This window comes from Microbacterium paulum, assembly GCF_015707995.1.
Taxonomy (GTDB): Bacteria; Actinomycetota; Actinomycetes; order Actinomycetales; family Microbacteriaceae; genus Microbacterium; species Microbacterium paulum.
Window position 1 is genome coordinate 1 of the sequence record NZ_JAAGRY010000001.1, and the last position, 19,886, is coordinate 19,886.

Consider the following 19,886-nt stretch of genomic DNA (forward strand, 5'->3'; position numbering starts at 1 on the left):
ACCATCGACGGACACGAACTCACCGCGACCACCCCGCCAACGGGGGAAGCCGCCGACATCATCGCCGCACTCCGGCCGGGCGTGGGGCACTAATCTGACACGATCCAGGTCTGAGCCGGACGACGGCGCGGGGCGACCGGGTTTCGACTACCTCTCGGGCGATGCGGTCTACCTCGATTCGGCGTGCCAGACGCCGCGCCCGCAGCCGGTGATCGATGCGGTGCAGGACTACTACCTGCACACCGGCGCGTGCGGCGGGCGCGTCAAGTACGACGCCGGGCGCCGCGTGGATGCCCAGGTGCAGGCTGCCCGAGAGCGCGCACTCGCCGCGGTCGGCGTCTCGCCGCGGCGGTACTCGTGCGCCTTCACGCTCAACACGACGTACGGCCTCGGCCTGCTGCTGTCGAGCCTGCCGCAGGGCAGGTTCGCGCGGATCGTGACGACGGTGACGGAGCACAACGCCGTGTTCCTGTCGACGATCGCCGCGGCTCGGCGCGCGGGCATCCCGCGGATCGTGCTCGAGCGCGGCGATGACGGTTCACTCCTCGCCGACGGCGACGAGTGGCGTGACGCCGTCGTGGTGGTCTCGGCGATGGACAACGTGATCGGGATGGTCACACCGGGCCTTCGCGACCTGATCGCCGCCGTGCACCGCGCGGGCGGGATCGTGATCGTCGACGCCGCCCAAGCGGCAGCGCACGCCCTCGAGGCGCTCCGCGGGCTCGACGCCGACGCGATCTGCTTCTCGGCGCACAAGATGTACGGACCGTCGCTCGGCGCCGTCATCGCGACGAACGAGCTGCTCCTGTCGCTCGACCCGGTGATCGTCGGCGGCGGTCAGGTGAGCGCCGTCTCGCGAGACGACTTCACGCTGCTGCCCGAACCGCACTCGCGACTCGAGCCGGGGCTGCAGGCCTGGGCCGAGATCATCGGCTTCGGCGCTGCGATCGAGTGGCTCGGCGGGTTCCGCAGCGCGCACGGTGAGACGCTCGCCGTGCACGAGCACCGCCTCGCGACGCGCCTGTACGAAGGGCTGGCCGCGCTGCCGCACCTGCAGCTGATCGGCCCTGCGCCGACGCCCGTGATCTCGGTGCTGCCCGAACGCGTCGACGGCCACCGCCTCGCGACCTTCCTCGCCCGCGCGGGCATCTCGGTGCGCAGCGGGTCGTTCTGCGCGCACCACTGGCTCATCGAGAGACGCGGCCTGGGGCCGCTCGTGCGGTTCAGCATCGGCGCGCACAACACCGACGCCGACATCGACCGCACGCTCGCGCGCATGGCACCGATGATGGCGGGGCTCTGACGTGGTCTGCATCATCGCGTTCCTCGTCGTGCTCGTGCTGTCGGCCGTGTCGGCGAAGTACCGCCGGCTCCTCGGCACGGCCTGGGGGTGTGCGTGGCGACGCGTGACGCTGCGCCCCTGCGACACGACCTTTCGCGAAGACGTCAAGAACTCGATGCTCGCGCCGTTGGCGGTGCGTGCGCCGCGTCTCGTGCGACCGGCATCCATCGCGATCGAGGTGATCGCCGCGCTCATGGTGGTGAGCCTCGTCGTGAGCCTGTATCTGCTCGGTCGCAGCGGCCTGAACCTGTTCGTCTACGGCACGTGCGACAAGCAAGACACGCAGGCCTGCGCGCTCGCCGCCGAGGCCTGCTCGATCGGGGGCGCCCCCGACTTCTGGCAGTCGATCGGCGAGGGGAACGTGGTCGGAGCGTTCGGCGACGAGTTCTCGTCGCTCGGCGAGACCATCGCGGCCGTTCCGAGCCGGATGAAGGCGTGGGATGCCGCGGACTACGTCTCGCCCGACGCGACCTACCTCGGCGGGTACCGCGAGGGATTGCCGGTCGCGCTCGAGGTTCTCGATCCCGGGTGCCGGTTCTGCGCGGAGCTGTTCCGCAACATCGAGGCATCCGGCTTCGCGGAGACGCACAACCTCGCCTACCTCGCGTATCCCATCACGTCGAGCCTCGGATCGAAGTTCCCGAACTCGCCGCTCGTCGCGTCGTATCTCGCCGCGGTGCAGGCTTACGAAGCCGCGCACGGCGAGGGCGGCGACGCGGGACGGATGACGGGGGACTGGTACATCCTCGAACAGCTCTTCACCGGCACCGATTCAGGCGGCGTGGGCTGGCAGGAGTGGATGAACGGGGCCGATGCCGCGGGCGCCCGCGCGCAGCTGCAGCAGTGGCTCGTCGACGCGGGGTACAGCGCGGAAGCGGTCGACGAAATCGACGCGCTGTCGGGATCTGATGACGTCGCCGCGGCGCTCACCCGCACACGGGCGACCGTCGAAGACGAGATCCGCACCGTCTCGATCCCGACGCTGATCGCGGGCGGCGGGCTGCACGCCGGGGTGCGAGACGCCGACACTCTGGCCCGTCTCGGGTAGCGCGCACGGCGCCTGTGCGAGAATCGCAGGGCGGAGTCCTGGGAAGGACGGCAGAAAGCAGGAGTGTCGGTGGCGGAGAAGTCGCGGGGGACGAAAAAGGCCGGAGCGGAGGACGTTCCGATGGGACCGACCGGTCGTCCCTACCACGGGTTCCCGACCCCACCCGCGCTGGCCTCGCACGGGCCCGCCCGCATCATCTCGCTCTGCAACCAGAAGGGCGGCGTGGGCAAGACCACGACGACCATCAACCTCGCCGCGTCTCTCGCCCAGTACGGCCGCCGCGTGCTCGCGGTCGACTTCGACCCGCAGGGCGCCCTGTCGGCGGGCCTCGGCATCGCCACGCACGACGTGCCGACGATCTACGACCTGCTGCTCGACACCAAGCGCGATCCGCACGAGGTGATCGTGCAGACCTCGACCCCGGGCCTCGACGTGCTGCCCGCGAACATCGACCTGTCGGCCGCCGAGGTGCACCTCGTCAACGAGGTCGCCCGCGAGACGATCCTCTCGCGCGTGCTCCGCAAGGTGTCGGGCGAGTACGACGTGATCCTCGTCGACTGCCAGCCCTCGCTGGGCCTGCTCACCGTCAACGCCCTGACCGCGAGCCACGGCGTGCTCATCCCGCTCGAGTGCGAGTTCTTCGCCCTGCGCGGCGTCGCGCTGCTGATCGAGACCATCGACAAGGTGCGCGACCGCCTGAACCCCGCGATCGAGCTCGACGGCGTGCTCGCCACGATGTACGACCCGCGCACGCTGCACTCGCGAGAGGTGCTCGAGCGGGTCGTCGAGGCATTCGGCGACGACGTGCTCGAGACCGTCATCGGCCGCACGGTGAAGTTCCCGGATGCCTCGGTGTCGGGCGTGCCCATCACCCAGTTCGCGCCCGAGCACGCGGCGGCCCAGGCATACCTGCGGCTCGCGCGGGAGCTGGTCGCCCGTGGCGCCGTCGCCTGAGCCCGCGACCGAACCGGCTGCGCCCGCCGAGCGCGCGGAAGGATTCCGCGTCTCGCTCGCCGGCTTCGACGGCCCGTTCGACCTGCTGCTGACTCTGCTCGGCAACCACGAGCTCGACATCACCGAGATCTCACTCAGCCGGGTGACCGACGAGTTCATCTCGTACCTCAAGGGCCTCGACGCCGACGAAGAGCTCGAACAGGCATCCGAGTTCCTCGTCGTCGCCGCGACCCTGCTCGACATGAAGGTCGCGGGTCTGCTGCCGCAGGGCGAGCTGGTCGACGCCGAGTCGGTCGCCCTGCTCGAGGCGCGCGACCTGCTGTTCGCCCGGCTGCTGCAGTACCGGGCGTTCAAAGAGGTGTCGGCGTGGTTCGAGCGGAGCCTGCGCCGCGAGGACCGCCGCCACGTGCGCGCCGTGCGGCTCGACGAGAAGTACCGGCAGGCGGTGCCCGAGCTCGTGTGGACCCTGTCGAAGGAGGACTTCGCCGCGATCGCTCTGCTCGCCTTCGCGCCGAAGGAGATCCCGCACGTCGGGCTCGACCACCTGCACGCGCCGCTCGTGTCGATCCGCGAGCAGGCCGCCGTCGTCGTGACGCTGCTGCGCAGCGCCGGGACACTGAGCTTTCGCGAGCTCGTCGCCGGCACGACGCAGACCGGCGTCGTCGTCGCGCGCTTCCTCGCCGTGCTCGAGCTGTACCGCCACGCCGCCCTCTCGTTCGAGCAGCTCGAGCCGCTCGGCGAGCTGACCCTGCGCTGGACCGCCGAACGCTGGTCTGAAGAGAACCTCGCCTCGTTGGGAGCCGACTATGACCGCTGACCCCTCTCTCACCGCAAACCCCGCGGTGACCGACGATTCGCCCGCGCGCTCGCAGGAGCCGGTCGACATCGCCCGGCGGATCGAGGCGATCCTGCTCGTCGTCGACGAGCCGCAGAGCCTCGTCGCGCTCGCCGCGGCGGTGGGCTCGCCTGTTCCCGCCGTGCGTCAGGCGGTCGACGCTCTCGTGCGCGACTACGACGGCGAGACCGGCGCGCCGCGCCGCGGGTTCGAGCTGCGCGAGGTCGGCGGCGGCTGGCGGCTGTACGTGCGCGAAGAGCACGACGACCTCGTGTCGGAGTTCGTCAACGCCCAGGCGCCCAGCCGCCTGTCGCAGGCGGCCCTCGAGACCCTTGCCGTCATCGCCTACAAGCAGCCCGTCACCCGCAGCCAGGTCGCCGCGATCCGCGCCGTCAACGTCGATTCGGTCGTGCGCACGCTCGTCGCCCGCGGCCTGATCACCGAGGTGTTCACCGACCCCGACACCGGCGCGATCAACTACGGCACGACCGACGCGCTGCTCGTGAACCTCGGCATCAACTCGATCGACGAGCTGCCGCACATCTCGCCGCTGCTCGACGACGGCGCCGAAGGATTCGAATCGGAGGTGCTGCCATGACCGAGGCAGCAGAGGGCGTTCGCCTGCAGAAGGTGCTCGCGAACGCGGGGGTCGCCTCGCGACGCGTGTGCGAGGACTACATCGTCGCGGGCCGGGTGCGCGTCAACGGGCGCGTCGTCACCGAACTGGGTACGCGCATCGACCCGGCATCCGCCCTCGTCGACGTCGACGGCACCGCGGTCCAGCTCGATGCCACGAAGCGCTACATCATGCTGAACAAGCCGACCGGCGTCGTCTCGTCGATGAAAGACGAACAGGGCCGCCCGGACCTGCGCCGCTTCACGAAAGAGTGGGACGAGCGCCTCTACAACGTCGGGCGTCTCGACGCCGAGACGAGCGGACTGCTCGTGCTCACCAACGACGGCGACCTCGCGCACGTGCTCGCGCACCCCTCGTTCGGGGTCACGAAGGTCTACATCGCGAAGGTGTCGGGTCGCGTGACCGCGCAGACGATCGCGACCCTCACGAAGGGGATCGAGCTCGACGACGGCCCGATCGCGGCCGACAAGGCGAGGCTGCTGGATGCCTCGTCGACGGGCGAGCGCGGGACGAGCCTCGTCGAGCTGACCCTGCACTCGGGCCGCAATCGCATCGTGCGCCGCATGATGGCGGCGGTCGGGCACCCGGTGGTCGAGCTCGTGCGACGGCAGTTCGGGCCGTTGCACCTGGGCACGCTCCCAGCGGGCCGGGCGCGCGAGTTGACTACAGTGGAACGCGGTGCCCTGCTGACGGCGGCGCGCCGCGCGGCGCCTTCGCCGCAGGGTGATTCTCACACCGGCCGATCTGACGCCGGTGATTCCGACACCGGGGACTTCTAGGCGGAGACTGTGACCGATTCGATCGAGGCGAGCGTCGGCGTGCGCGCGGCGCGCACCGCGGGCACCGTGCGCATCGTCGGCGCGGGGCTGCTCGGGGCGAGCATCGGGCACGCCCTGCGCGGCCTGGGCGTCGACGTGGCGCTCGCCGATGCATCGCCGGCTCAGCTGCGTCTCGCGGTCGACTACGGTGCGGGCCGCCCCGCCGCCCACGACGACGACCCGGTGCTCGTCGTCGTGGCGACCCCGCCCGACGTCGTCGCCGACGTCGTCGAGCGAGAGCTGCGCGCCCACCCGCGCGCCGTCGTCACCGACGTCGCGAGCGTCAAACTCGAACCGCTGCACGCGCTGCGGGCACGCGGGGTCGACCTCACCCACTACATCGGCTCGCACCCGCTCGCCGGTCGCGAACGGGGAGGTGCCATCTCGGCGCGCGCCGACATCTTCGTCGGCCGGCCGTGGGTCGTGTGCCGCGACGGCGAGACGCCCGCGTCCGACCTCGCGGTCGTCGAAGGGCTCGCGCTCGATCTCGGCGCGACGCCGATCGAGATGACCCCCGAGGAGCACGACCGCGCGGTCGCGCTCATCTCGCACGTACCGCAGCTGGTGGCATCCCTGCTCGCCGGGCGCTTCGTCGACGCGCCCGACGGCTCGCTGCGCCTCGCCGGTCAGGGCGTGCGCGACACGACGCGCATCGCCGCGTCGGCGCCCGAGCTGTGGGTGCAGATCCTGGGAGCGAACGCCGCCCCCGTCGTCGACGTGCTCGACCAGCTCGCCCTCGACCTGCGCACCGTCGCCGAGGCGCTGCGCGAGCCCGAAGCACCCGGCGCGCGCCGCGCCGTCGCCGACACGATCCGCCGCGGCAACGACGGCGTCGAGCGTCTGCCCGGCAAGCACGGTCAGAACCGCCGGTTCGAGTCGCTCGTCGTCATGGTCGACGACACCCCCGGCCAGCTTGGCCGCCTGTTCGGCGAGCTCGGCGAACTGGGCGTGAACGTCGAAGACCTGCGCCTCGAGCACTCGCCCGGCGCACAGTTCGGCCTCGCCGAGATCAGCGTCGTTCCGGGGGCCGTCCGTCACGCCGAAGAGGGCCTCGCCGCCCGCGGCTGGAAGATCGCGAGCCTGCCCTCATGACCACGACCCTCACCATCGCGATCGACGGTCCGGCCGGTTCGGGCAAATCGAGCGTCTCGAAAGAGGCCGCCCGTCGCCTCGGCTACGGCTACCTCGACACCGGAGCCGCCTACCGCGCGCTCGCGTGGCACGTGCTCGACCGCGGCGCCGACACCGCCGACGAGACAGCCGTGCTCGACGCGGCGGCCGACTTCCCCTACGCGATCTCGCTCGATCCCGACGACTATTGGGTGCGCGTGGCCGACACGGATGTCACGGAGGCGATCCGCGAGCCCCGCGTCAGCGCCGCCGTCAGCGGCGTCGCGCGGGTCGCGGCGGTGCGCGAGCGCGTCAACGACCTGTTCCGCACGCTCGTTCGCGAGTCGGGCCGCCCCGGCGTCGTCGTCGAGGGCCGCGACATCACCACGGTCGTCGCGCCCGACGCGCCCGTGCGCATCCTCTTGACCGCGGCGTCCGAGGTGCGCGCCGCACGGCGGAGCGCCGAGCTCACCGGCCAAGACGCTGCCGCCGTCGCCACCGCCCTGCACCGCCGCGACGCGGCGGACAGCCAGGTCGTCGACTTTCTCACCGCCGCCGACGGCGTGAGCGTGGTCGATTCGACCGATCTCGATTTCGCACAGACAGTGGAGGCCGTTCTGCAGCTCGCCGCCGCGGTGACCGCCCCCACGACACAGGAGAACCACGATGGCCGTTGAAGAAGAGTACGAAGGCGGCCCCGACCGCCTCGAAGAGAAGATGGCGGGCCTCGACGAAGAGCTCGCCGAGTCGCGCGCCGCGGCGCTGCGCGCGTCGCTGGCCGACTACGACCTCGACGACGACGACGCCGAACTGCTCGCCGGCTTCACCGCGGGCGGCGAGATCGTCGAGATGCTGCCCGCCCTGCCGGTCGTCGCGATCGTCGGACGGCCGAACGTCGGCAAGTCGGCGCTCGTCAACCGCATCCTCGGGCGCCGCGAGGCGGTCGTCGAAGACACCCCCGGCGTCACCCGCGACCGCGTGACCTACAAAGCCGAGTGGATGGACCGCCGCTTCACCCTCGTAGACACGGGCGGATGGGAGCCGGATGCCAAGGGCATCGACCGCTCGGTCGCCGCGCAGGCCGAGGTCGCGATCGACCTCGCCGACGTGGTGCTGTTCGTCGTCGACGCGATGGTCGGCGCCACCGCGACCGACGAGGCCGTCGTGCGCCTGCTGCGCACGACCAAGAAGCCGGTCTTCCTCGTCGCGAACAAGATCGACGACGCGCGGCAGGAGCCCGAAGCGGCGGCCCTCTGGAACCTGGGGCTGGGTGAGCCGTACCCCGTCTCGGCGATCCACGGGCGGGGCGTCGCCGACCTGCTCGACGAGGTCATGAAGGTGCTGCCCGAGGTCTCTGCGGTCGCCAAGGCCGAACTCGGCGGGCCGCGCCGCGTCGCGATTCTCGGCCGGCCGAACGTCGGCAAATCGTCGCTGCTCAACAAGGCCGCGGGGGAGGAGCGCGTCGTCGTCAACGAGCTCGCCGGCACCACGCGCGACCCCGTCGACGAGATCGTCGAGCTCGGTGGACGGCTGTGGCGCTTCGTCGACACCGCCGGCATCCGTCGCCGCGTGCACCTGCAGCAGGGCGCCGACTTCTACGCGTCGCTGCGCACCTCGGCGGCGCTCGAGAAGGCCGAGGTCGCCGTCGTCGTGCTCGACGTGTCGCAGTCGATCAGCGTGCAAGACCTCAACATCATCGACCTCGTGCTCGAGTCGGGCCGTGCGCTCGTGCTGGCGTTCAACAAGTGGGACCGCCTGAACGACGACGACATGGAGAACGCCGACCGCCGCCGTTACCTGGAGCGCGAGATCGAGCAAGACCTCGCGCACGTGCAGTGGGCGCCGCGCGTCAACATCTCGGCGCGCACCGGACGGCACCTCGACAAGCTCGTGCCGGCGCTCGAGACCGCGCTCGCCTCGTGGGATCAGCGCATTCCCACGGGCAAGTTCAACGCATTCCTCTCGGAACTCGTCGCCGAGCACCCGCACCCGCTCCGCGGCGGCAAGCAGCCGCGCATCCTCTTCGGTACGCAGGCCTCCACCCGCCCGCCGACGTTCGTGCTGTTCACGACCGGGTTCCTCGACCCGGGCTATCGCCGGTTCATCCAGCGGCGGCTGCGCGAGATCTTCGGCTTCGAAGGAACGCCGATCATCACGAACATGCGAGTGCGCGAGCGCCGACAGCGCTGACGCGGGGCGGCCTCGCGGTCAGCGCACGCGCGTCAGCGCACGACGAGGCTCGAGAAGCGCTCGACGGGCAGGTCGGCGAGGGTGAGCGGGGCGGATGCCTCGGCATCCACCGTCACCCGCGGGAGCGGCGCGCGCACGCCCGTCTCGCGGAACCGCTGCACGGCCCAGTGCTCGACGCCCGCGTCGGCGAGGCGGCAGCCGAGCTCGCGCAGCCCGGTGTCGTCGATCGCGGCGGGGTGCACCGTCGTGCGCACTTCGACATCGAGCGGATGATCGGTGCCCTCGCGCAGCAGGCGATTGCCGAGCACCAGCTCGAGCGAGCGCCACGCGTTTTCGGCGCTGTTCGGCCGTCCGGTCACGAGGTCGTACCCGCCCGGCAGTGCTTTGATGTCGAGTCCCACCCAGCCGACGTGCGGCAGCGCCTGGGCGAGCAGGCCCGGGTAGGCGCCGCCGGTGTGCAGCCCGATGCTGAACCCCAGTGAGCGCACGAGGTCCATCGCGGGCACGAGTGCGCGCTGCAGCGTGGGCTCACCGCCCGAGAAGACGACCCCGTCGAGCAGTCCGATGCGGTCGCAGAGCAGGTCGACGACGTCGCTCCATGACGTCTCGCCCTGGGCTCGCGGGTCGATGAGTGCAGGGTTGTGGCAGTAGAAGCAGTTCCACGGGCATCCCTGCAGAAAGACGGTCGCCGCGAGCATGTCGGGCCAGTCCACCGTCGAGAACGCGGTGACCCCCGCGATGTTCAGCTCACTGGCGACGGCTGCGCGGACCATGAGCCTCCTTCGGCGAGGTGGCGGGTGCGACGAAGTACGTCCTCTCCGAAGCCTCGCCCTTTTTGCCGATGTTGAACCCCGAGATCGGCCGGAAATAACCCATCACCCGCGTCCACACCTCGCAGTCGGCCGCACACGTGGGGCACGTCTCGTGATGACCCGACACGTAGCCGTGGCGCGGGCAGATCGAGAACGTCGGCGTGATCGTGAGATACGGCAGGCGGAAGCGCTCGAGCGAGCGGCGCACGAGGTCGCGGCACGCGCGCGCCGATTCCATCGCCTCGCCGAGGTAGAGGTGCAGCACGGTGCCGCCGGTGTACTTCTGCTGCAGCGGCTCCTGCAGCGCCATCGCGAGGAACGGGTCGGAGGTGAAACCGACCGGCAGCTGCGACGAGTTCGTGTAGTAGGGGTTCTCGGGTGTTCCGGCGTGACGGATGCCCGCGTCGCCGAACCGCGCGATGTCCTCTTTCGCGAAGCGGTAGGTCGTGCCCTCCGCCGGGGTCGCCTCGAGGTTGTACATGCGGCCCGTCTGCTCTTGGAAGGCGACGATGCGCTCTCGCACCCGGTCGAGCAGGCGCATCGCGGCGGCTGCCCCGGCCTCGTCGGTGATGTCGTGCTCATCGCGCGTGAGGTTTCGCACGTATTCGTTGATGCCGTTGACGCCGATCGTCGAGAAGTGGTTGTCGAAGGTGCCGAGGTAGCGCTGCGTGTACGGGAACAGGCCCGCCTCGAGGTGCCGGGCGATGACCTCTCGCTTGGCCTCGAGGCTGTCGCGGGCGATGTCGAGCAGTTCGTCGAGGCGCGCGAGGGCGGATGCCTCGTCGGCGGAGTGCACGAAGCCGAGGCGCGCGCAGTTGATCGTGACGACGCCGATCGAGCCGGTCTGCTCGGCTGAGCCGAAGAGGCCGTTGCCGCGTTTGAGCAGCTCGGTCAGGTCGAGCTGCAGCCGGCAGCACATCGACCGGATCATGTGCGGGTCGAGGTCGGAGTTCACGAAGTTCTGGAAGTAGGGAAGTCCGTACTTGGCGGTCATCGCGAAGAGGGCCTCGACGTTCTCGCCCTCCCAGTCGAAGTCGCGGGTGATGTTGTAGGTGGGGATCGGGAACGTGAAGGCCCGCCCGTCGGCATCCCCCTCGGTCATCACGTCGATGAACGCGCGGTTGATCATCGCCATCTCGGCCGCGAGCTCGCCGTAGGCGACGTCCTGCACCTCGCCGCCGATGAGCGGGCGCTGGTCGGCGAGGTCGTCGGGGCACACCCAGTCGAAGGTGAGGTTGGTGAACGGGGTCTGGGTGCCCCACCTGCTCGGTACGTTGAGATTGAAGATGAACTCCTGCATCTGCTGCCGCACCTCGTTGGAGGTGAGGCCGTCGCGCCGCACGTAGGGGGCGAGGTAGGTGTCGAACGACGAGAACGCCTGCGCGCCCGCCCACTCGTTCTGGAGCGTTCCGAGGAAGTTGACCAGCTGCCCGAGGGCGCTCGAGAAGTGGCGCGGGGGAGCGCTCGAGACGCGGCCGGGCACCCCGCCGAGACCCTGCTCGAGCACCATGCGCAGCGACCATCCGGCGCAGTACCCGGCGAAGACGTCGAGGTCGTGGATGTGCAGGTCGCCCTCGCGATGCGCGAGCCCCGCCTCGGGCGCGTAGACCTCGTCGAGCCAGTAGTTGGCGATGAGCTTGCCGGCCGCATTCAGCACCATGCCACCGAGTGAATAGCCCTGGTTCGCGTTGGCGTTGACCCGCCAATCCGCGCGGGCGAGGTATTCGTCGATCGTCTCTTTCACAGAGACCGTGGCGGAGGCCGTGGTGGAGGCGGTGCGGGCAGAGGGCATGGCGGCCTGCTTTCGGTGTCGAGCGCTCGCGTCGGGTCACGAGTCGAGCGAAGTGGTATGACCACACCATATCTGGGGTGCTTTGTGCGAAACGGCACCATATGTGGTGTGTCGCGTGGATTCGGGTCGGTGTGGAGACGCGTCGTGACGCGGCGGGCGCTCTCGGGGCCCGATTGTGACAGGCTGAAGCGGTGACCATCGTTCCTCCTGCCGCCGGAGAGCCGCGCCGCCCCGACGGGCCGCGCGACCCGGGCGACGCGTGGGTTGTGGCCGGGGACGGCACCAAGTACTGGGGGCGGTTCGGGGCCTCGGGCCTGCTCGCCGTCGACGCGGCGCGCGGGGTGCTGCTGCAGCACCGCGTCGCGTGGAGTCATCACGGCGACACGTGGGGGCTCCCGGGCGGCGCGCGTCACCAGGGAGAGTCGGCCTGCGACGCGGCGCTGCGCGAATCGGCCGAAGAGGCGGGGGTGCCGCGCGCGGCCGTCGCGCCGCGGCTGATCAGCGTGTACGACATCGGCGTGTGGACATACTCGACGCTCGTCGCCGACGTGACCACACCGTTCGAACCGGTGATCAGCGACCCCGAGAGCCGCGAACTCGCGTGGGTGCCGGTCGACGACGTGGAGTCGTACCTGCTGCATCCGGGGTTCGCGGCGTCGTGGCCGCGGTTGCGCGCCCTGCTGCCCGTGCGCCCCACGCTCGTCGTTGACGCGGCGAACGTCGTCGGCTCGGTGCCCGACGGCTGGTGGCGCGACCGCGCCGGTGCCGCCGCGCGGCTGCGCGACGCGCTCGCCGCCCTCGCGGAGCGCGGGGTGGATGCCGCGGCGCTCGAGCTTCCCGAGAACGTGTGGTTCCCCGAGATCGTGCTCGTCGTGGAGGGTGACGCGCGCGCCGTCGAGGGCGATGCGGCGGGTGCGGTGCGGATCGTCAGGGCTGCCGGCGCCGGCGACGACGCGATCGTCGAGGTCGCCGACGGCCTGCGCGCGGAGGGCCGCGCCGTCACGGCCGTGACGAGCGACCGAGAGCTCACCGGACGGCTGGAGCGATCCGGGGCATCCGTTCGATCGGTGTCGTGGCTGCGCGATCTGCTCTGACCCGCCGGCCCGCCCGGCGGCGGATCGCGGCGATCGTGCTGCTGGTTCTGGTCGTCGCGGCGGGGCTCGTCGTGCACGAGGGGTTCCCGGCGTCGACGGTCACCGACATCGCCGGGGACGCGCTCTACACCGGTGCGATCTACCTCGGCATCGTCGTGCTGTGGCCGCGCGGTCGGCCGTTGATCGTCGGATCGCTCGCGGCGGGCTGGTGCATCGCGGTCGAGCTGTTGCAGCTGACCGGCCTGCCGGCACGGTGGGGCGCGGCGTGGCCGCCGCTGCGCTTCGTGTTCGGATCGGGGTTCGACGCGCGCGATCTCGTCGTCTACGTGTGCGCCGCCGCTGTGTGCGTCGCGATCGACGGGGTCATCGTGCGGAGCCGCGGCGCAGCAGGGCGATGATGCCCGCGGCGAGCAGGAACTGCCCGAGCCCGTAGGTCGCCATCACCGCGACGTCGCCGATGACGTCGGCGGCGCCGGGGAGGAACAGGCGCAGCGCGAGCAGCGTGTCGGATGCCAGGAACAGCATCCCGCCGAGGGCGGTCGCCCGCGATCCGAGGCTGGCCGCCGCGGCGGTGCCGCCCAGCACGAGACCGTAGAGCGCGACGCCGATCGCGAGTGCGCCGAGGTGCGGCCACAGCACGGCGATCATGGCGACCCACCAGACGACATAGACGAGTGTCCAGCGCGGCAGACGCGCGCGGGGGCGTGCGCCGCGCGCCAGGCGCACGAAGAGCACGATGTAGAGCACGTGTGCGACGCCGAAGCAGGCGAGCATCGCGGGCAGCTCGTCGGCGAGGAAAGGGAAGAACCAGGCCGCGCCGTCGCCGAGCCACGAGACGGCGAGCGCCAGCAGCAGCAGCGCGATCGTGGCGCGCGCCCGTCGCGCGAGGCCGCGGGATACCACCGATACGCCGACGGCCAGCGCGGGCATGAGGGCGAGCTTGGTCGGGTAGACGAGGGTCGCCGGCCCCACCGCGAGGGCGACGAGATGGATGACCAGGACGATCAGGTAGGGCACGAACAGGGCGAGGGTGCGCCAGGGGACGGGTTCGTCACTGGGCGTGCGTCGCGGCAGAGCGCCGGCGGAAGGTCCGGATGCGGGGGTCGTCATGGCGCTCCTTTGCGCGGGTGGGTCGGTCGGGCGAGCGGCTGGTTGCTTGAGTGAGTCGGGTGTGCTCGGGCGGGTCGGCGGCGGCGCGGGCTCAGTCGCGGCCGCGCAGGTGGTCGATCTCGCGTCGCTCGCGCTTGGTCGGTCGCCCCGCGCCGCGGTCGCGCACGGCGAGGAGCGCGACCGGTTCACGGACGGGGGTGCGGTCTTCGGCGGCGAGAGCGGCCAGCGGCGGGCCGACGCGTTTGGTGAGCAGCTGCCGCACCACGAGGATGCGGTCGAAGCCTGCGATCCGCACGCGCAGCTCGTCGCCGATTTTGACGGACTGTGAGGCCTTCGCTTTCTCGCCACCGACGCGCACGTGGCCGGCGCGGCAGGCGGTGGTCGCTGCGGAGCGGGTCTTGTAGACGCGCACGGCCCACAGCCAGGCATCCACCCTCACCGATCCTTCGCTCACGCTGTCGATTCTCGCACCGCGCGACGCCGGCACGGGGATGTGGGTGGTGTCACGCGAGGGTGAGCGAGACGATCGGTCGGGCCGGAGCGGGGCGGGCGACCTCGGTGAATCCGGCGTCGGCGAAGCTCGAGAGGGCGCCGTGGAAGAGATCGTTCGACGACGCCTTGGTCCTGTCGGTGTCGATGGGGTATCCCTCGATGACGCGGGCGCCGTGCGCACGTGCGTGGTCGACGGCGGCAGCGAGCAGCCGGTTCGCGACACCGGCGCCCCGGTGCTCGCGCCGCACCACGAAGCACGTGATCGCCCAGACCGAGGCGTCGTCGAAGGGTTCGGGCGACTGCTGCAGATTGCGCGTGCGGGACAGGCGCGGCTGGTCTGGCCGCGGCGAGACCTTGACCCATCCGGCGGCCTCGCCGTCGACGTAGGCGAGGAGCGCCGAGGCGACGGGCGCTTCGAGGTCGCTGCGCAGTAGCTCACGCCGCTCGTCGCGCGAGCTGGCGCTGAAGTCTTTGGCGCGCAGCATCCACCATTGGCACCAGCACGAGGCGCCGTCGCCCCCGCCGGTGAGCGCGTGCTCGACGTCGTCGAAGCGGTCGACGGATGCCTCTGCGATGCGGATCTCGGTCATGCGCCGACACTAGTGGCGGGTACCGACACGCGCCATGCGGCTCGGTTCGCGAGAGCCAGTGCAACCGGTTAGGATAGGGGAGTTGTCCGCGTGCGGACGACGGACCGGGATGTGGCGCAGCTTGGTAGCGCACTTGACTGGGGGTCAAGTGCGGTAACGACTGTTTCCGGCCGAAAAGTGAACAACGGGATGTGGCGCAGCTTGGTAGCGCACCTGACTGGGGGTCAGGGGGTCGCAGGTTCAAATCCTGTCATCCCGACAGAAAAGCCCAGGTGAGAGCATGTTTCTCGCCTGGGCTTCGTCGTTTCTGCGGTCCTCTTCGGAGGGGTTTATGGAAGCATCCCGCCAGTGAAGGCTGATGCCCTTCGAGACCCCCAGTTGCGACTGTTGTGACGAGCCGGGACCTGGCCGGGACCTGGAGCCCGTTTTCACTGCGATCCGCGACCGTTTCATCGCCCGGGTGCGGCTGTCCGACGGGTCTTGGTAGGAGCCTCGCGGGTGGCGTTTTCTTGTCCGTCAAGGAACGCATTCGCGCGAGCGGCAGCGTCGGTGAGGTGTCGGGTGTCGGGGTGCAAGTAGCCGCGGGTGGTCTCGATGGACTTGTGCCCGAGGATGCCTTGGAGGACGTGGAGCGGGATGCCGGCGTCGGCGAGCCAGGTTGCTCCAGTGTGCCGGAGCCCGTGCCGGGTGAGGCTCGTCAGTTCAAGATCGGTGACGAGCTGATCCCACTTCGTCGCGTCCCTGACGGAGGCGGTAGTGAGCACCCCGCCGCGGGGTCCGGTCAGTAGTCGTTCCTCGGGCTCGCGGTCGGCGGTCAGGCGCTCAAGCACGGGGGTGAGCGCGTGCAGGATGGGGACGTGTCGGATGTCTCGTCCCTTGGTCTGCTTGGTAACAAGGCCGCCTGCGCCTGGGTAGGTTTGGCGGCGGATCGTGACGATCCGTTGATCCCAGTCGATGTCGCCGACTTGAAGGCCGGAGATCTCGGAGCCGCGGGCGGCGAGGAGCGCGCAGAGCATCACGAAGTCGGAGTAGCTCTGATGCGCCTCCCCACATCGGTCTGCCAGCGCCGAGAGGGTCGCGAGGTCTTTGAGCGCGTGGACGCGCGGTGACTGGTCGTCTTCCTTGAGGTTGAGGGCTGATTTCCCGAGGGAGCGTCTGGACCGGTTGCGGGCGGGGTTGCTGGGGAGGAGGTCGTCGCGGACGGCTTCGTCGAGGACGCGGACGAGGGGTGCGATGGTGTTCTTGATGGTTGACGCGGAGTGCTGGGTTTCCCACTGGTCGATGGTGCGGTCGATCATCCCGGCCGTGATCTGCGACAGTGGCAAATGTCCGAGGGCGGGGAGGACGCGGAGGCGGAGTCCGAGTTTGTAGCCGTCGACGGTGGAGGTCGGGTCCAGGCCTCGCTGCCATCGGTCGCCGATCATCTCGACGTAGTCGGAGAACAGGATGCGTTTGTCGATCCCGAGTTCGGCGGAGGCCTGCAGGTACTGGAAGAACTCTTCGGCGGCGTTCTCGTTGGGGACGACGAGCGCGCGGGTGACGCGTTTGCGGGTGTGGGGGTCGATCCAGCGGGCGCGAGCACGGATCCCCGAGGCACGGTGTTCAAGGTCGGTGGTGACCTTCACCCCGATCGGCGGCACCGGCAGAGGTGCGGTCGGTTCAGGCGTGCTCATCGGTGCCGAGGGAGGCGAGCCAGCGCTCGACCTGTTCGATGCGGTACCGGGTCACGCCACCGATTCGGATGAACGGGGGCCCCTTCTTCTCGGCCCGCCACCTCGACAGCGTCGATTCCGACACCCGCAGGAACGCCGCGATCTCCCGGCTGTCCCGCAGCGGTGAAACGAGGACGTCACCGGTCTGTTCGGTCATGACTGCTCGCTCCAATCGATGTTCACGATCTCCCGGATCGTCGCGTCCTGCTCCGCAATCCGGGCCTTGACCTGCTCCTCGACGAACGCGAGGAAATCGTCCGTGCGCTTCGCGACGGGGCGTTCGGTGGTGTCGGGTTCTGTCCAGTCTTCGGCTTCTCCGCCGGGCCACACTGTGATGCGGGTGGGGCGGTCGCGGTCAAGGCGGGTGCCGGAGATCGTGACCCAGTCCCGCAATCGTTCGCGGGCGACGCTGAAGTCGTGGTGCCAGGCGAGGGCCTGGTTGCCTTTGGCTTGTGGGTCGAAGCAAAACAGCCAGTGCTGGCGCAGGGCGGACAGCTCCCAGAGGAGCTCGGGGTGGCGATGCCACATCGGCGGGACCACTTGTGCGGGGAGGCCGTAGGCGTGGCGGAGCCAGTCGACCCATCCGTTCAGCTCGAGAAGCTCGTGCTCGAGGTCGGTGGGTGGGAGGGTGCGCCAGTTGATCGGGCGTGCCACCGCGGTGAGCGACTTCGCCAGGTCCGCCTGGAACGTTTGCTTCGCGAACTGCTTCGCTTTCTCAGCGACGTCTGCGGGGAGCTCGGACAGATCAATCCCATCGAAGTCAGGCTCCGACACGGTCGAACCCGCGTCGGGCAGATCGGGTGGGGTGGGGCTGTTGGTGGTCATCAGAAAACTCCCGGAACGTGGCGAGGCGAAGAAGGAGAGCCGCGAAGGATGCGGCGCAGGAAGGAGGCGGGTGCGGCGACCAGACGGAGGTGGTGGGGTGGCTGGTCGCCGTACCCGCGGCTTATCGGGCGACCGCGTCGCCTTGCACGGACGCAGCGCTGGTCGCGGCGGGTGGTTCCGGGTCGAGTTGTGCTTCGCGGTCGGCGAGGGCCTGCTGCACCTGTTCCCGCACCGCGGCCTCCTGCTGGGGGGTTTCTCGTTCGGGCGGGGTGCGGTCGACGGTGTAGCGGGTGATGTTGTTGTCGTGTCCGATCCGGGACGCGACGAACTGCTCACGTTCGGTGCCGTCGCTACTGGTGTAGGTGCGGGTCTCGCCCTCGGCGAGGAAGTTGTCACCCTTCTGGAACTGCTCGTGCGCGAGTTCCGCGGAGCGCCGGAACATCACCAGGTCCGTGAACGTCGGCTCCAACGGGGTGAACGTCCCGTCGTCTTCGACCCGGGCCTGGGGCTGCCCGATCCGGGCGTAGAGGCGGGCGTCGCCCTTGCTGGTGAACGTCAGCTCCGGGTCGGACGCGACGAACCCCGACAGGGATTCCTTCGTGCGGATGGTCATCGTGATATCTCCCAACATGTCCATGTCAATCCCGCAGCCGCGGGCTCACCAGACAGGTACGACCACGCCCCCGACCTACACGCCGGGTGCTACCGGGCACCGCCCTGGAGCGCCTGCTCGACCTCACCCCGGTCCGTGCGGAGTTGTTTCGTATCGGCCCGGGACGGCCACGGGCGCAGGTTGGTGATGATGGGGCGGGCGGTGCGGAGCATCACGACGCCCGTGCCGAACGGAAGCGTGCGGAGGACGTCGGGTGGCAGGATCGGCACCCGCCGGATCGACCGCTGCGACGAGTGCGCCCCATACGCATCCGTCGTGACAGAGTCGGTGGTCTCGTCGCGGTCGCCGATCAGAGTGGAGAGGTCTTGCAGGTCTCGGCTATTGGAGGCTCCGCCGAGGATGATTTTCACGATGGAGGCGTCCCAGATCGCGTTCGCCTGATTCTCACCCCACTTCTCCCGCGCCTGAGCGAGGGACTGCAGCACCGGGAGCGGGGTGATGCCGGTACCGCCGCCTTCCGCCATCAACGTCGGCAGACTGGGCAAGGGCGCGAGGTTCCCGATTTCATCCAACGCCAGCAGCAGCGGCGGATCCATACGTGCGCCGGGCGACCGGGCGGCGATCTTCCTCGCCGTCTCAACGAGGTCCTCGATGAACGCCGCCACCAGCGCCGACGACGCCCCAGCCCCCGCTCCCGTGGCCAGGAGGTAGAGCGTGCCGTTGCCGAGAAGAAACGCCTCCGGATCGAACTCCTCACCCGGCCCCGGCGACACCGCGTCCAGGACGCGAGGGTCGGCGAGCGCCGAGAACGCGAGGGACACACCCTGCCAGATCGAATCCCTCGTCCGCGGGTCTGCCTGCACCATCGCATCCAAGGAGTCCGCCCATCCCTCCGCAGCTCCCGGATGCGAGGAGAGGATACGGACAGCGTCGGCAGCGAGAGTCGGGTTCAGCGCCCACTGATACAGGGTCTTCGCATCCCTACCGTCGAGGGCGGCGGCATGGAGAAGGGTTTGGATCGCGGTGGTGGTCTTCCCTTCCCAGAACCCGGCGTCCTGGACCCCGCCGAACCTTGTGGCGGTGGCGAGGCCCTTCGCGCGGATCATCGCCGTCAGCGGGTCCTGGCAGCCCCGCACCGGCGACCACCGCATCCCCGCAGGGAGCCCTGGGGCGAGCTGCTGAGGGTCGAACACCGCGACCTTCCCCTTCTTCCCGCGTGCCTTCAACGTCGCGGCGAGGTTGTCCGGGCGGGTGCTGGTGGTGATGACGGCGCCGGGTGCGTCGAGGATCGCGTTGATCACCACATGCAACCCCTTCCCCGAGCGGGGTGGGCCGATCAGCAGGATCGAGTCTTCAACCGTCGCCCACACCTGTCCACCCTTCCCCGTGCCGAGGAGATACCCGACGTCTCCCGGCGCCGGCGTCCCGGTCAGCGAGGGCCGCAACGTCGCAGCCTTCTTCACCAATGCCTTCGGTGACGCGACCCGGGCGACCTCGACCGCGGTCGCCGTCCCGGCAAGGCGGTGCGGGTCCGTCTTCGACCGGGAACGGTGAACCGCCCGAACCAAAAAGAACCCCGCTGTTCCGAGCGCACCGAGGAACACGGTGACGACTGCCCAGTAGACGAAGGGGTTCAGGCCTTCCGCGCCAAGCGCCGCACCCGGGTCTGCGGGGGTGGCAAGAACGCTGATCCCGGAAGCGAAACCCCCGGACGGTTCGGGCAGCCCGGTGAGGAACGCGGCCACGGAGCCTGCCACCCGCAGCAGCCCGGTGAACACGGCGGCGGTGATGAAGGCTCCGAGGGCGAGGTTGATGAAGAGGTCGTTGGCGGGTTTCGCCTGCACAGGACCAGACATGTCGGCACCTTCCTGACCCTGAAGAAGACAAACGCGCGGGGTCAGGACAACAGGTA

Annotated in this window: 21 protein-coding genes and 1 tRNA gene; 12 read left to right on the forward strand and 10 right to left on the reverse strand. The window is 70.1% G+C overall.

From position 1 onward, the window contains the following. Positions 1-94 precede the first annotated feature (94 nt). The 9 genes from G3N18_RS00005 (at position 95) to der (ending at position 8,934) form a co-directional block, all read left to right on the forward strand. The gene (locus G3N18_RS00005; RefSeq protein WP_196382386.1) at positions 95-1,303 is read left to right on the forward strand and encodes an aminotransferase class V-fold PLP-dependent enzyme; all 1,209 of its coding nucleotides are present in this window, start codon (positions 95-97) and stop codon (positions 1,301-1,303) included. Between the two features lies 1 nt (position 1,304). Continuing rightward, positions 1,305-2,390, forward strand: a complete 1,086-nt coding sequence (locus tag G3N18_RS00010; protein ID WP_196382301.1) for a hypothetical protein — start codon at positions 1,305-1,307, stop codon at positions 2,388-2,390. Positions 2,391-2,510: 120 nt separating this feature from the next. Beyond that, positions 2,511-3,344, forward strand: coding sequence for a ParA family protein (locus tag G3N18_RS00015; RefSeq protein WP_196382302.1), 834 nt, complete (start codon positions 2,511-2,513; stop codon positions 3,342-3,344). Next, positions 3,328-4,161, forward strand: a complete 834-nt coding sequence (locus tag G3N18_RS00020; RefSeq protein ID WP_196382303.1) for a segregation/condensation protein A — start codon at positions 3,328-3,330, stop codon at positions 4,159-4,161. Before G3N18_RS00015 ends, G3N18_RS00020 begins: the two co-directional genes overlap by 17 nt. Next, the gene (gene scpB / locus G3N18_RS00025; RefSeq protein ID WP_196382304.1) at positions 4,151-4,777 is read left to right on the forward strand and encodes an SMC-Scp complex subunit ScpB; all 627 of its coding nucleotides are present in this window, start codon (positions 4,151-4,153) and stop codon (positions 4,775-4,777) included. Before G3N18_RS00020 ends, scpB begins: the two co-directional genes overlap by 11 nt. Continuing rightward, positions 4,774-5,595, forward strand: a complete 822-nt coding sequence (locus G3N18_RS00030) for a pseudouridine synthase (RefSeq protein WP_196382305.1) — start codon at positions 4,774-4,776, stop codon at positions 5,593-5,595. Before scpB ends, G3N18_RS00030 begins: the two co-directional genes overlap by 4 nt. 9 nt (positions 5,596-5,604) lie before the next feature. After that, a complete protein-coding gene (locus G3N18_RS00035; RefSeq protein WP_196382306.1) occupies positions 5,605-6,726 on the forward strand; it encodes a prephenate dehydrogenase in 1,122 nt (373 codons plus the stop codon). Then, a complete protein-coding gene (cmk, locus tag G3N18_RS00040; protein ID WP_196382307.1) occupies positions 6,723-7,421 on the forward strand; it encodes a (d)CMP kinase in 699 nt (232 codons plus the stop codon). Before G3N18_RS00035 ends, cmk begins: the two co-directional genes overlap by 4 nt. Next, positions 7,411-8,934 carry a ribosome biogenesis GTPase Der gene (gene der, locus G3N18_RS00045; protein ID WP_196382308.1) on the forward strand — a complete coding sequence of 508 codons (1,524 nt, stop codon included), beginning with the start codon at positions 7,411-7,413 and terminating at the stop codon, positions 8,932-8,934. Before cmk ends, der begins: the two co-directional genes overlap by 11 nt. 32 nt (positions 8,935-8,966) lie before the next feature. Here der and G3N18_RS00050 read toward each other — a convergent pair whose 3' ends face one another. Both G3N18_RS00050 and G3N18_RS00055 read right to left on the reverse strand, forming a co-directional pair. Next, a complete protein-coding gene (locus tag G3N18_RS00050) occupies positions 8,967-9,707 on the reverse strand; it encodes an anaerobic ribonucleoside-triphosphate reductase activating protein (RefSeq protein ID WP_196382309.1) in 741 nt (246 codons plus the stop codon). Beyond that, positions 9,682-11,538, reverse strand: coding sequence for a ribonucleoside triphosphate reductase (locus tag G3N18_RS00055; protein ID WP_196382310.1), 1,857 nt, complete (start codon positions 11,536-11,538; stop codon positions 9,682-9,684). The genes G3N18_RS00050 and G3N18_RS00055 overlap by 26 nt, the downstream gene beginning before the upstream one ends. Positions 11,539-11,729: 191 nt before the next feature. On the opposite strand from G3N18_RS00055, the gene G3N18_RS00060 reads away from it, so the two are divergent. Then, complete coding sequence (locus G3N18_RS00060; protein WP_196382311.1) at positions 11,730-12,632, forward strand: NUDIX domain-containing protein; 903 nt, start codon at positions 11,730-11,732, stop codon at positions 12,630-12,632. Continuing rightward, the gene (locus G3N18_RS00065) at positions 12,611-13,030 is read left to right on the forward strand and encodes a ribosomal maturation YjgA family protein (protein ID WP_338038065.1); all 420 of its coding nucleotides are present in this window, start codon (positions 12,611-12,613) and stop codon (positions 13,028-13,030) included. Before G3N18_RS00060 ends, G3N18_RS00065 begins: the two co-directional genes overlap by 22 nt. Here G3N18_RS00065 and G3N18_RS00070 read toward each other — a convergent pair. From G3N18_RS00070 to G3N18_RS00080, 3 genes are all read right to left on the reverse strand, one after another. Continuing rightward, positions 12,996-13,742: a lysoplasmalogenase family protein gene (locus G3N18_RS00070; RefSeq protein ID WP_196382312.1), complete on the reverse strand. Its 747-nt coding sequence runs from the start codon at positions 13,740-13,742 to the stop codon at positions 12,996-12,998. The two genes, G3N18_RS00065 and G3N18_RS00070, sit on opposite strands and share 35 nt — an antisense overlap. A 91-nt stretch (positions 13,743-13,833) precedes the next feature. Next, a complete protein-coding gene (locus tag G3N18_RS00075) occupies positions 13,834-14,196 on the reverse strand; it encodes a S4 domain-containing protein (RefSeq protein ID WP_196382313.1) in 363 nt (120 codons plus the stop codon). A gap of 49 nt (positions 14,197-14,245) precedes the next feature. Further along, on the reverse strand, positions 14,246-14,824 hold the full coding sequence (locus tag G3N18_RS00080) for a GNAT family N-acetyltransferase (RefSeq protein WP_196382314.1): 579 nt from the start codon (positions 14,822-14,824) through the stop codon (positions 14,246-14,248). Positions 14,825-15,009: 185 nt separating this feature from the next. Here G3N18_RS00080 and G3N18_RS00085 point away from each other — a divergent pair. Continuing rightward, positions 15,010-15,083: transfer RNA gene (locus tag G3N18_RS00085), tRNA-Pro, on the forward strand. Positions 15,084-15,273: 190 nt separating this feature from the next. Here the strand turns inward: G3N18_RS00085 and G3N18_RS00090 are convergent. From G3N18_RS00090 to G3N18_RS00110, 5 genes are all read right to left on the reverse strand, one after another. Beyond that, the gene (locus G3N18_RS00090; RefSeq protein WP_196382315.1) at positions 15,274-16,497 is read right to left on the reverse strand and encodes a tyrosine-type recombinase/integrase; all 1,224 of its coding nucleotides are present in this window, start codon (positions 16,495-16,497) and stop codon (positions 15,274-15,276) included. Beyond that, a complete protein-coding gene (locus G3N18_RS00095; protein WP_196382316.1) occupies positions 16,484-16,693 on the reverse strand; it encodes a helix-turn-helix transcriptional regulator in 210 nt (69 codons plus the stop codon). The genes G3N18_RS00090 and G3N18_RS00095 overlap by 14 nt, the downstream gene beginning before the upstream one ends. Then, positions 16,690-17,361, reverse strand: coding sequence for a hypothetical protein (locus tag G3N18_RS00100; RefSeq protein ID WP_196382317.1), 672 nt, complete (start codon positions 17,359-17,361; stop codon positions 16,690-16,692). Before G3N18_RS00100 ends, G3N18_RS00095 begins: the two co-directional genes overlap by 4 nt. Positions 17,362-17,482: 121 nt before the next feature. Beyond that, complete coding sequence (locus G3N18_RS00105) at positions 17,483-17,974, reverse strand: single-stranded DNA-binding protein (RefSeq protein WP_196382318.1); 492 nt, start codon at positions 17,972-17,974, stop codon at positions 17,483-17,485. An 89-nt stretch (positions 17,975-18,063) separates the two neighbouring features. Further along, positions 18,064-19,830 carry a type IV secretory system conjugative DNA transfer family protein gene (locus G3N18_RS00110; RefSeq protein ID WP_196382319.1) on the reverse strand — a complete coding sequence of 589 codons (1,767 nt, stop codon included), beginning with the start codon at positions 19,828-19,830 and terminating at the stop codon, positions 18,064-18,066. Between the last annotated feature and the right edge of the window lie 56 nt (positions 19,831-19,886).